The 12095-nt window shown below is 39.0% G+C and carries 12 protein-coding genes and 1 pseudogene; 1 reads left to right on the forward strand and 12 read right to left on the reverse strand.

Features of this window, described 5'->3' with window-relative positions; translation table 11 throughout:
• A partial coding sequence (gene rpmJ / locus P20652_RS18530; protein WP_033017624.1) for a 50S ribosomal protein L36 occupies positions 1-121 on the forward strand: 121 nt, incomplete at its 5' end.
• Between the two features lie 63 nt (positions 122-184).
• Here rpmJ and P20652_RS06400 read toward each other — a convergent pair.
• The 12 genes and pseudogenes from P20652_RS06400 to P20652_RS19900 all read right to left on the reverse strand — a co-directional run.
• Positions 185-571: an OsmC family protein gene (locus tag P20652_RS06400; RefSeq protein ID WP_008170108.1), complete on the reverse strand. Its 387-nt coding sequence runs from the start codon at positions 569-571 to the stop codon at positions 185-187.
• An 82-nt stretch (positions 572-653) separates the two neighbouring features.
• Entirely contained in the window at positions 654-1043 is a 390-nt protein-coding gene (locus tag P20652_RS06395) for a cytochrome b562 (RefSeq protein ID WP_008170110.1), read from the reverse strand.
• 167 nt (positions 1044-1210) lie between these two features.
• Complete coding sequence (locus P20652_RS06390; protein ID WP_008170112.1) at positions 1211-2989, reverse strand: sugar phosphorylase; 1779 nt, start codon at positions 2987-2989, stop codon at positions 1211-1213.
• Positions 2990-3044: 55 nt separating this feature from the next.
• Positions 3045-4265, reverse strand: a complete 1221-nt coding sequence (locus P20652_RS06385) for a glycosyl transferase (protein WP_008170113.1) — start codon at positions 4263-4265, stop codon at positions 3045-3047.
• Positions 4258-6003 carry an HAD-IIB family hydrolase gene (locus P20652_RS06380; RefSeq protein ID WP_008170115.1) on the reverse strand — a complete coding sequence of 582 codons (1746 nt, stop codon included), beginning with the start codon at positions 6001-6003 and terminating at the stop codon, positions 4258-4260. Before P20652_RS06380 ends, P20652_RS06385 begins: the two co-directional genes overlap by 8 nt.
• A 142-nt stretch (positions 6004-6145) precedes the next feature.
• Positions 6146-7383: pseudogene (locus tag P20652_RS18535) on the reverse strand (uracil-xanthine permease family protein).
• Positions 7384-7392: 9 nt separating this feature from the next.
• Positions 7393-8022, reverse strand: coding sequence for a uracil phosphoribosyltransferase (gene upp / locus P20652_RS06375; RefSeq protein WP_008170121.1), 630 nt, complete (start codon positions 8020-8022; stop codon positions 7393-7395).
• A 145-nt stretch (positions 8023-8167) separates the two neighbouring features.
• A complete protein-coding gene (locus P20652_RS06370) occupies positions 8168-9124 on the reverse strand; it encodes a phosphotransferase (protein ID WP_008170123.1) in 957 nt (318 codons plus the stop codon).
• A 271-nt stretch (positions 9125-9395) separates the two neighbouring features.
• Positions 9396-9632 (reverse strand): DUF4279 domain-containing protein, encoded by a 237-nt coding sequence (locus P20652_RS06365; RefSeq protein WP_008170125.1) that lies wholly within the window; start codon positions 9630-9632, stop codon positions 9396-9398.
• On the reverse strand, positions 9614-9790 hold the full coding sequence (locus tag P20652_RS20410; RefSeq protein ID WP_158307896.1) for a hypothetical protein: 177 nt from the start codon (positions 9788-9790) through the stop codon (positions 9614-9616). The genes P20652_RS06365 and P20652_RS20410 overlap by 19 nt, the downstream gene beginning before the upstream one ends.
• Positions 9791-10800: 1010 nt before the next feature.
• Entirely contained in the window at positions 10801-11805 is a 1005-nt protein-coding gene (locus tag P20652_RS06360; protein WP_231621072.1) for a transposase, read from the reverse strand.
• 46 nt (positions 11806-11851) lie between these two features.
• The coding region (locus tag P20652_RS19900; RefSeq protein ID WP_193371787.1) for a transposase at positions 11852-12095 on the reverse strand (244 nt) is incomplete at its 5' end.

Consider the following 12095-nt stretch of genomic DNA (forward strand, 5'->3'; position numbering starts at 1 on the left):
GTTCTTTAAAAGCGCGAAGCAACGCTCGGGGTGTCAAATTGTAAAACGCAAAGGCCGCGTATTTGTAATTTGTAAAAACAACCCACGATTTAAAGCAGTGCAAGGAATGAAGAAGAAATAAGTTAAACGGGGATGCTCAACATATAATTAGGTAGCTTATTTAAGCTACCTAATTTAGAGGGTACTATTTTACCACTACTGAAAACTCTGGCACTGCCTGAATAACTTTTTTTACCGTACAGGTATTAACGGCTGCAATAAGCGCCTTTTTATATTTATCAGGGAAGCCTTCTGGTAAGTTAATCTCAATTGAAAATAGCTTTTTACCGTTGTCATCTACATTTTCGTTATTTTGAGTAAGCGTCATACCTTGCGTTGAAATATCACGCTGCTCGCAAAACTTACGCGCATAAAAACCTGCACATAAAACCATACTTACTAAAAAATAATCAAACGGTTCTGGATGCTCTGCATTGCCACCAGCGTTTACACTTTGATCGCTTATTACCTCTAGGTCGCCAAATTTAGCGCTTTGCTTTTGGCCTTCTAACATTGAAACTGAAATTTCCATTGTGTTTCCTTATATTTATTGCTGTAAATACCTTTAGCTCAATTAGCTTAATGTGGCTACTAAAGATACATTGAGTTTAGGTTTATGAACCGAACAGTAGTTCAAAGAATCCTGGAGGCTCATGTAACTCATGGTATTTTTTACGTAAATTGTCTATATTTTTTAACGGTGCTTTTGCAGCAGTAAGCCCCTGCTCATTAGCTGCTTTTTTAGCAAGCTCAGCTTGGACAATAACCTTGTCAAGACCTTGTAATGACTTATCAGCCTCTTTATAAAACTTGGCAGTTTTACTTACCTTTACCAACTTAATGAATTCATCAATTGCGATATTAAATTCACCAAGTTGCTTTGCCTGCACCGCTTGTTTATAGGCTAGCCCGGTGTTTTTCATATTTATTTCAAGATCGACAGGCTTTTCTGCTAACGCCTGCAAGCTAAATAGTAACGTAATTATTAAATAAAAATACTTCATGAAAAACCTCATAAATAAGAGAACGCTGATTATATCAATTATAAGGAAGAAAGTAACTCAACATAAATAGAGAGCTATACAACGGTGTAAAGGGGCTTTACAGTAAAAACTATAATGTTTAGGCAATAAAAAAGTCTGCATTTGCAGACTTTTTCAATAATTTTCTTTTATTTAATATTACTCAGCCACACGCTTTGGTATGGCTCGAGTTCTATCGTTAATTGAGTTTCTTCAATTGTTTTATCTGCTACTAAATCAAACCACTTTTGGGTATTAATTAAATTTAAATCGGCTAATGTAAGTGTTTGTGGTTTATCACTAATGTTATAAACACAAAATATGCTTTGCCGTCTATCAATGCTTTGTCTCCAAAAGCCAAATAAACCACCCGCTAAATGCAAGGTAAATTGAGTCGCATTGGGATGGAAAGCTCCTTGCTTTTTACGCACACTCAATAATGATTTAATGCCATTAAACACTTTATGATGATGACTGTATTTTTCAGCAATGGCGGCTAATAACTTTGACTCTTGCCAGCGATGGCGATTTATAGCGCGATTATGCTGCGAGTTTTCAAAGCGTTCGTAATCGTTAGTTGTACCCAATAAACTATGAATATAAAGCCCAGGTATACCTTCAAGCGCAAACATTATGGCATGAGCACACATAAACCGCTCAAGGCCAAATTTGTCTGGGCCATTGTGTGTGCCTTGCAGTGCATCAAATAGAGCAATGTTTAGCTCGTACGGTGTATGCGTACCATCGTTACTGGTACGCATTGAAACACGACCACCAAATTGCATGGTTGTACTTACTAACGATGCGACCTCACTAGGCTGAAGTAAACCCTCAATAGGCCTTAATCCTATGCCATCGTGCGACGCAATAAAATTAAAATACGCCGTACCATTTTGTGCAGGCGGCATACTCATCATCCAATGCTTTATTGCTGCGCTATCACCGCTTAATAATGTATGCAGTAACAATGGTGGCAAGGCAAAATTATAAATACTGTGCGCTTCATTGGCATTACCAAAATAAGAGAGGTTTTCTTGGTTTGGAATATTGGTTTCGGTAATAATAACTACGCTAGGCTCTGCATGCTCAATAAGTGTTCGCATTAGCCTGACTGCTTCATGTGTTTGCGGCAAATTTATGCAACTTGTATTAAGCTGTTTCCACAAAAACGCGACAGCATCGAGCCTAAATAAACGCACACCGTTGTCTAAATAGTGGCGAATAATACCTATAAATTCTTTAAGTACATCAGGATTGGCAAAATCAAAATCAACCTGATCGTGACTAAACGTACACCACACGTGTTTTTCACCACTTGGCGTTGTTACCGTATTTAATAGCGATGATGTACGCGGGCGTACAACTTGGCTTAAATCATCAGTTAAGCTAGCCGTTTTAAAGTAATCTTTACCTGGGTGTAGGTCGTTCAAAAAGTTTTCAAACCATACACTTCTACTTGAACAGTGGTTAATAACTAAATCTGCCATGAGTTTTACATCTTTAGCTATATTTTGAATATCATTCCAATCACCTAGCGACTCGTTAACTTGCACGTAGTTCATTACGGCAAAGCCTTCATCTGAGCTGTACGGGTAAAATGGCAATATATGCAACGCATTAAGCTGCATATCACACTGCTCTTTTATAAACCTGTGTAGCGTTTTAAGCGGCGCTTCCATTGGGCTTGATACGGCAAATTCACTATCATCATGTTTAATAATAGAGTCGCCATAGGCAATCAATACTATATCTTGTTCATCCCATCGGTTTGTGTGGGGTGTCGGGTCGCGCAGAGCATTGCTACCTAATATAATTTTAATAAGTTGCTGAGCAAGCTCAGTAACCGATAAAGGCAGCTCAACACCCTCATAAATAATATGAAGATGTTGCTCTACTCGTTGTAAAAATAATTCGCTAACTGAAATCACATGCGCCCCTAATATTTATTGTTTAGACTTATAGGCTAGTTAACCTACCCACAGGTTAACTATATTCTTCGTTATCAAGCTCTACGGCTTCTTTTAAGCGCTCAAGTACGTCTGGCATTGCTGATACAACACGGTTCCAACTAGGCACAAATGGTGCTTCCATTGGGTTTTCTAAAAAGTGTTGGCCTGCTTCCATAATATTTTGTGCAAACATTTCTACCGCTTTTTCTTCTTGATGCACGTCAAGGGTTAACCCGTTCATTAGCGCATCGTTATGATATGTTTCTATAAAGTCTAAACCTATACGATAGTAAGTCGCTTTTAATGAACGAATTGTTTCGCTGGTAAAAGTAACACCTTGCGTAGCCAGCTTTCTAAACAATGCCTTAGTAATATCAATCGACATTTTAGATAAACCTGCACTTTGATCATCAAGTGAAAGTTCTTGGTGTTTATGGTCATAGTTATCGGCAATGTCTACTTGGCATAAACGGTTATGTGAATAGTTACGATACATTTCACTCAGTACGCCTATTTCAAGGCCCCAATCACTTGGGATACGAATATCGTTTAACACATCGCGTCTGAACGAAAACTCACCTGCAAGTGGGTATCTAAACGAATCCATATATTCAAGGTAGTCTGTATTGCCTAAAATAGTTTTAAACGAACGAAGCAGTGGCGTTACTAATAAGCGCGATACACGGCCATTAATTTTGCCATTAGCAGTACGCGGGTAAAACCCTTTACAAAATTCATAGTTAAAACGCGGATGTGCTACCGGATAAATTAGGCGAGCAAGTAAGCTTCTGTCGTAGGTTAAAATATCGCAGTCATGCAGCGCAATAGATTCCACCTCGGCTGTAGCAAGTTTATAACCCATGCAGTACCAAACATTACGGCCTTTCCCGAGCTCTCTGGGTGCAACCCCTAGCTCTTGTAATTCTTTATCAAGTGCTTGCAAGCGTGGGCCGTCGTTCCATAATACTTTGTGGTTTTGGTTTAGCTCTTTAAAAAAGCCAAGTGCATGACGGTACTGTGCTTCGTCGGCTCTATCTAAGCCTATCGTAATTTGCGATAAATACGGTACTTCACGCAACTCACTAACTATATTTTGCAGCGCAGGGCCTTCAAGCTCGCTAAATAACGAAGGAAGTATTAATCCCATTGGGCGCTGCTTACTAAAGGTAAGTAGCTCTTTTTCTAGATCCTCTAGTGGTCTGTCGGCAATGTTATGTAATGTTGTAATAATGCCATTTTGATAAAAATCAGCCATGAGATTTTTGCTCCTCAGAAATACTTAAAATACTGCTAATGCACGGCAACGATGTTATTTCTTCAATCCAGCCCAGCGGTGCTGGCGATTGAGAGTATCGTGCTTTGTTGTGCGACAATTTAACCGGCTTTTTACTCGCCGGATTGGCGATGATAATGGCGATATTTGCATGCTCTAACATTTGCTTATCGTTATCGCTATCACCGAGTGCAATGACCGTGAGAGGCTTTCTGAAATGATGTGTAAACTGTTTAACTAACCACTGCTGTGCAGTACTTTTATCGGTATTTTTAGCAATATGAATGAAGCGCCCACCAATTTTTATATCGTAGCCGAGTGCTTCTACATCGTTTACAAAGGCTGTGAGTAATTCGTCGTTGCCATACCAATAAAGCGGATCTGAATAATCGCGAGTTTGTGCGCGTCTTGCTTGTGCATCATCGAGGCCTGTAAGCTCTGATATTTGCTCACTCGATAAGTCACTAAACAATTTGTAATGTGCTTTATAATCCGCCTTTAAAGTATTTAAATCATTTAATAAACTCGATAGCGGCTTTGCCATTGCGTAACACCAGTACGCGCCTATTTTTTTACAACCAATTGGCTTAAGTTCAAAATAGTTCTCTGGAATGAATACCGCAGCGCCGTTTTCTACAATAAAAGGCTGTTGAATCTTTAAATCGTTTTTAAGCTCTATAACTTCGCAAAAAGTTTTGCTGGTATTGAACACCACAGGAATATGCGCATTTTGCAACTGCTGTAATAACTCACTGATATTATTTGTATTGTAATCTGCGTGATCGAGTAATGTGCCGTCCAAATCTGTAAAAATAATAGGTTGAAGGGTGTCATCACTTGTAAGGTGCATACCACTAATATCGCGGTTGCTATCAAGTTCAATTAAAGCGTTTGCTTTAGCGCTCAGTGTGTTTAAGTTCTCACGCGTAATGCGCTCAAAATGAGAAATAAAATACACCAATTGCTCGTTAGTCATGGTGCCTGAGCCTTCACCTTTTTTGGCTATTAACTTTTGTTCTTGCTCTTGTCGCCATGTAAAAACATCACTAAAACTCGGTGCTTTTAGCATAACGGTATAATCAATTAAGTTAAAAACGGCTTTATATTCGTTTGCTAAACAGCTATTTACACAGCGTCGCCAAACGCCTTCCTTATCAAACTGTTGTTCTAACTCGTTAAGCGGCTCACTCAATGAAAACAGCGGTTGTGGCTCACTGCCTACGCACCACCCTTCTAAAATAACAATATCAACTGGCTTTTCGTTTATTAGCCACTCACTTGCTGGCACACAGTCGTCTTCGTGTTTATTAAACCGTGGAAGCGGTACGTTTACCTCACCTGCCAGTAAGTTAGTTATTGTGCAATTCATTAACGCTACGTCGTGAGTACCCGGTACTCCGCGAGTAGTAAAAAGAGGATGTACGTCTTTGGCAAGTTCACAACGTGCTTGTTTTGCTAAATAAAAGTCATCAATCGACAATGCTACACTGTTAAGTGGTGTGTTTTTAGAAAACCAGGTAACTAAAAAATCAGCGAGTGTTGTTTTTCCTGATCCTTGGCATCCATTTATGGCAACAAAAATAGGAGTATTTGTTTTTTTAGATTCGAGGATGTCATGCGCGAGTGGAACAAAATATTGCTCACTCAAATATTGATACTTTAAAGGCAGTTGGTGTTTTGCTAAAAACGGGGTTATATCCACAATATTGGCCTCTGACATAGTTACTCCTTTGCATACAATGCGTCTGGGAGTTAAATGCAGATACTAGACCATTATTATTTTTTATATTTTTTAATGAGTTAAAAAACAGCGCATTAAAAATGCGCTATTATGGTGCAATCTATTTACCTAATGTACAAAATTAAACTTTTTCGGGTTCTGCTTTCGGTAATACTAAGTTAAGTACTATTCCTAAAATAGCGCATAAACTTACACCCTCTAAACTAAATTGGCTGCCACCAATTTGCATGCCGCCAATACCACACACTAAAATAAGCGCTACAATACTTAAATTACGCGGCGCGGTTAAATCATCGCCCGACTTAACTAGCGCATTTAAACCAACAACCGCAATAGATCCAAAAAGTAAAATCATAATACCGCCCATTACAGGCACGGGTATTGTTTGAAGCCCTGCGCCCATCTTAGCTATAAATGCTAAGGCAATAGCAATAATTGCAGTCCACATCATTACTTTAGGATTGAAGTTTTTGGTAAGCATAACTGCCCCCGTTACTTCTGAGTAAGTAGTGTTAGGCGGTCCGCCAAATAACGATGCCGCAGAAGTCGCAAGGCCATCACCAAACAAAGTTCGGTGAAGCCCAGGCTTTTTCAAAAAGTTTTTTTGGTTACTTGGCTAATAGCCATCATATCGCCAATATGCTCAATTGCAGGTGCTATTGCTACAGGTACCATAAACAAAATAGCCTGCCATTTAAACTCAGGCCAAGTGAAGTTTGGTACAGCAAACCACTGTGCGTTAGTCATTGCGTCAAATTGCACAACGCCCATACCAAGCGATAAACAATAACCCGCTACAACTCCTGCTAATATAGGTATAAGCTTAAATACGCCTTTTCCCCATACTGCAAAAATAAGCGTAACCACTAACGAGAACAACGAAATATAAATAGCGCTGGTGTAATCAATAATTTGAATACTGCCGTCGCCACTTTTACCCATCGCCATATTTACAGCAACAGGTGCAAGCGCAAGGCCAATAACCATAATTACTGGGCCTACAACCACAGGCGGTAAAATTTTATGAAGCGTTGCAACGCCTTTAAATTTTACTAATAAGCTTAAAAGCATATAAGCAAAACCCGCCACCATTAAACCACCCATAGTGGCCGGTACGCCCCACATTTGCACAGCGGCAATAATAGGTGCAATAAAAGCAAACGATGAAGCTAAAAATATAGGCACTTGGCCTTTAGTCACTACCTGAAACAGCAAAGTACCCATGCCAGCGGTAAAAAGCGCAACATTAGGATCCAAGCCTGTTAAAAGTGGCACTAATACCAGTGCACCAAATGCGACAAACAACATTTGTGCACCCGTTAAAATAGTTTTTATTGAAAAGGTGTCATTATTTTGCACTTAAGACTCCTAAACAGTACCGAATATTTTGTCGCCCGCATCGCCTAAACCAGGGATAATATAGCCCTTTTCGTTTAAGTGGCTATCTACTGATGCGGTAAATATTTCTACGTCAGGATGTGCTGTAAGTGTTTTTGCCACACCTTCTGGTGCTGCAACTAGTACAATAACTTTGATTTCTTTACAGCCTGCTTTTTTAAGCATATCGATTGTGGCAATCATTGAGCCGCCCGTTGCAAGCATAGGGTCAATCACTAAACTTAAGCGCTCATCAATGTTACCTACTAGCTTTTCAAAATAGGGTACTGGCTCTAGTGTTTCTTCGTTACGCTGAAGACCAACAACACTTACTTTAGCCGCTGGTAATAACTGCATAACACCGTCCATCATGCCAAGGCCAGCACGTAAAATTGGCACGACAGTAATTTTTTTACCTTTAATGTGCTCAACTTTTAACTTATTACCATCCCAACCTGTAATTTCGTTATCTTCTAATTGTAGGTTTTTAGTTGCTTCGTAGGTTAATAATGTGCCAACTTCAGAGCACAATTCACGAAAGCTTTTGGTGCTAATGCCATGTGCGCGCATTAAACCTAGTTTATGTTGAACAAGAGGGTGAGAAATTACGTGAATTGCCATGATATAAACCTACTGATACAAGAATTTGCAGTATTTTATATTAAAAAAGGTCATTTGACCTGAAGTTTCAGCGGTGTTTTCATATATTGCACAAATTCGGTCACTTTGCTTGATATTTATGCAAGAGACTAGCAAAACCTGCTTATTAAATGTTACTCGCTAAACTACTGTTTACTTGCTGTTGCATATAACTATTTATTTTTTGATGCTCAGGACTCCAGCCAGCTAAAAATCGATAAAAGTCAGTCCATGCAGCAGGCCACAAAGCGAGCCAATCGTCAGCTATTTTACCTGCTGGTGCCGTAGGGTGATAAGTTGTAATAGCAGCCTTTAAATTATCAAAATAATACGCAAGATACTCATCAGCGCACTCGTGCAATTGTGCATCGCTTAAGCAACTGGTCATAAAATACATCACATCAATTATCCCGCTACCTGCACCTATATACTGAAAATCATAACCGAGTATTTCATCGCGCTCATTTGCTGCAAAGTTAGCAAGTTTTGCATCGCCATGAATCAGCGTTTTATACGCACAACTTTGTAGTTGCTCATCTATTTTATGTGCAGCATTTTTAATATCGGACTTTTTACTAAGGTTATCTTTTAGTTTATTAAACTCATCTGGGCGCGTGCTTAAATGCCAGTAGTTGCCTTGCTGCCATAACCCGTCAGCGGGTTTACTTAAGTTAAACGCATGAAAGTGTGCAAGCCACTTTAATATAGCTTTAACATGTTGTGGCCCTGCTTGAGTAAACCCATGTTTAGTAAAGTCTTTAAACACCAGCGCATATTCATCGTTTTTATTAATTGCGCTTATACATTCAATACTTTGCGCATTTTTTGGTAAATTCTGGCTATAAAGCTTATAAAAAGTGTATTCAACGCTATAGGAGTGCCGCTTTCTTTTAAGTGCAAATTCGCTTTGTTTAATTTTAGGATGGTGTATATGGCTGGGTATTTTGATCGCTTTAATAACACAGGCTTTATCATCAAGCTGGCACTGCACAATACTGCCACATCCACTCCAAAGTGATGTAAGCGTATCGCCAATTTCAATGTGCTTAAAATAAGGTTGTAATAAAGGGATGTAAAATGCCATAGCTATATTAAGTAATTAAATTTTTTGTAATTTAACATTAGTGGGCGTTTTTAATAAAACTAAGGCATAAAAAAGCCCCACTTTGTTTTATACAAGTTTGTATGTAAATAGTGGCCAAAATCACTATGCCACTACAGGGTGTCTTAGTTAAAAAATTACTACCGGAGACCGATGCTCATTGCGCTGGTGATTTTGCTCAGCGTAGAAACAACAAAGCCCTATCAAATGATAGAACTTTTACTTGAAGTCATTTAGTTTAAATGCGCCCCATTTATTCCTCTTCGGGTTCCATGTAAAGATCAAATACAACATTTACTTGAAATGGAGACAAAAGATTCATCAACTCGGCTGTTACTACAGCACCGCCTTGTCCATTATCAGAAGTAAGGCTGCAAAAAATATCGACATCCAACTCATCTTTAAGTTCTAAAATCTCTTTTTGCTTACTCTCTAAAACAGTAGTTATTTTAGATAAATGTGATTCTAGCGTTACTCGCTTCTCTGGCAATAATTCCCAAGCCCAATAAGAAAAATCTCTTCTTTTTTTCCTAATGAAAATTCATCTCCAATCGAAAATCCTCGTGTTGGTTCACCAAGATATTGAACCAAGTGATCAAGTGTCAAAGATTTAGACGATATTCTTAAAGTAGCTTTCATTTCTAGCATTATGGTTTATCCTCGATATTACCTATACTATCACCTAATTCGCCACTATCTGTCTGAGGGAATACCTCACCACAATCATTGCAGACTTCAACGTCAGGATTATTTTTTAGTTTACCACCCTGCTTGATCTCTTCAATCCTAGTTTTGCCCTCTTTTGGCTTGATTCCATGCGCATTTGCTATTTTTCCTGGTTTATTGCTAGCAAAATTTAGGATGGGTGTCTAGTTTATTTCCCAACGTAGTGATCGCGACAACTAGTTTGACAAACACCGTTTTGACTTCAAGGGAGCGTCCATATATGTCTTGTTTATTTTTTTCTAAACCTACTTTAGATTATTCTTACCGTAGTCTGGCCTATATTTTAGATAAATGTATAAATGAACAATTAAAGAAAAAATTACAATGCCGCATACAAAAAAAGCCCATTAGTAACGCTTGTTTTCCAAGCAATCATGCCACCTGTAAACAGAGAGAAAAGTAAATATACCAAAAAGGTATTTAAATGTAATCTTATGAAGTTCATAACCTTTCTCCTATTTAAGGTAGCTCTTCCTCAGGAGTCATTAGATCTTTCACACTAATATTTACACCAACATCTGTTATAGTTGTAGTTAGCTATATAGTTGCAGCAGAAGTTTTCCCAACAAAAGAGCTATGTGTTGTACCAGCAACACTCGAAGCAACAGAAATTTAGGATGGGTGTCTAGTTTATTTCATGTATTGCCATCCTAAGAAATAAAAAAGCCGTTCACCTTAAATGAACGGCATTACCCATGGGGATGAGGCTTTTTGTTCAAGAAGTAAAAAGGACAGACACATATTTTTGTCAGAAAATTTTGCGCTTCTCCCATCGTGGGTAACCGTATCATTATTTTTTGCGCACTGTTAGTGTTAGTTACAGCACTTAGAATTCAGTTGCTTGGCAGGAATTTTAGGTATAAAAGGCAAATCGAGGTCGACACTTTGTTTAATAACGTGTTTTTTAAACAAACCAATGAAGATGCAACTGTTCAACCTGCGCCTTTGTACCATTTTACATCGTTGCTGGCAGCTTGCTGCTTTAACCGTTGTTTGCTGCCTACAAAATTTGAGTACTGCTGCCTGAAACGTTGAATTGATTCAAGCCATTGCGCTTCTTCTATATTCAACGTCAGGAGCACTTTTGGTATGCTTTTGTTGATATGCCCTTTTTTCTTTGGATCTATCTGGCGGCCACTCCAGTCGACTAATTCAATGTAATCCAGTAAGGCAAAGGGGATCGTGCCTTTAATATGATTACCACCAAATGGCTTTAGCTGTGCTGGTTGACTTTCATGTTGAACAGTATCTTTTTGTTTGAGGGGTTTATTTGCTTTGACCGTGTCTGTGGTAAAGGCTTTGAAATGCGCTATACGCTCTTGAATTGAGGTAAAATCACTGTCTTCAAGCGTATCGGCTATGTTTGCTCTGATAGGATTCAAATCAACGTAGGCCATGCAACTGAGTACTGCGGTTTGATCTAATAATGCCTGTGACTTATAGCGCCCTTCCCAGTACTTGCCCGTGCAGTTATCTTCCTTATTGGCCTCGCGGGCAATGTACTCATTAAGGTTTTTCATATACCAGCTGATGTCATAAAGCCTTGCGCGCCATTTAGCGATGATCTCATTGAAAAAGAGCAAACTCGGCTTATCTAACTGCTCACCGTTTAAATGGCGGTCGACTAAAACATGGCCGTTATAAAGTTGATACCAGCGTTCAATTACTTCATCATCAGACCAATCTAGTGCTTGACGTCTATTGACGTTCACAACAAGGTGGTAGTGATTGCTCATTATCGCGTAAGCAGCAATTTCTATGGCGAACACGCTACTTAATAACTTAATTCGCTCTACTAACCACGCCCTACGGTGATCAAAGTTTTTACCTGTGTATTTATCATCACCACACAAGAATGCGCGTCTCACGCATCGTGAGATTAAGTGATAATAAGATGTGGACGCTAAATCAATCAGCTTTTTTCTTGCGCGAGTCATAAAATATCAACCTTAGTTGAACTGTATGTAATAACAGTAGTTCATACTATGATTTTTGCAAAGAAACTTGTGCCTGTCCTTTCTTTTTGCTCGTTTTAATGGGTGGCTTTCGCATGCATTGCTGCTGTAGCGGGCACGTTTTACAGTCTTTTAAATAACCGCAGAATCGCGTGTATTGCTGGTTGTGGCTTTTTACATTGATACCACTTCGCCACATGGCATTGCCTCCGGGGCAGCGGCAAGTTTGGGTTGCTTCATTATAATGAAAATCATCTGAGGTAAATAACCGA

This window comes from Pseudoalteromonas sp. BSi20652, from assembly GCF_000239855.1.
GTDB lineage: Bacteria > Pseudomonadota > Gammaproteobacteria > Enterobacterales > Alteromonadaceae > Pseudoalteromonas.

Coding starts and splice junctions, on each gene's coding strand:
- P20652_RS06400 (WP_008170108.1), bottom strand. CDS start 571: ATGGAAATTTCAGTTTCAATGTTAGAAGGCCAAAAGCAAAGCGCTAAA.
- P20652_RS06395 (WP_008170110.1), bottom strand. CDS start 1,043: ATGAAGTATTTTTATTTAATAATTACGTTACTATTTAGCTTGCAGGCG.
- P20652_RS06385 (WP_008170113.1), bottom strand. CDS start 4,265: ATGGCTGATTTTTATCAAAATGGCATTATTACAACATTACATAACATT.
- P20652_RS06380 (WP_008170115.1), bottom strand. CDS start 6,003: ATGTCAGAGGCCAATATTGTGGATATAACCCCGTTTTTAGCAAAACAC.
- upp (WP_008170121.1), bottom strand. CDS start 8,022: ATGGCAATTCACGTAATTTCTCACCCTCTTGTTCAACATAAACTAGGT.
- P20652_RS06370 (WP_008170123.1), bottom strand. CDS start 9,124: ATGGCATTTTACATCCCTTTATTACAACCTTATTTTAAGCACATTGAA.
- P20652_RS20410 (WP_158307896.1), bottom strand. CDS start 9,790: ATGCTAGAAATGAAAGCTACTTTAAGAATATCGTCTAAATCTTTGACA.
- P20652_RS06360 (WP_231621072.1), bottom strand. CDS start 11,805: ATGACTCGCGCAAGAAAAAAGCTGATTGATTTAGCGTCCACATCTTAT.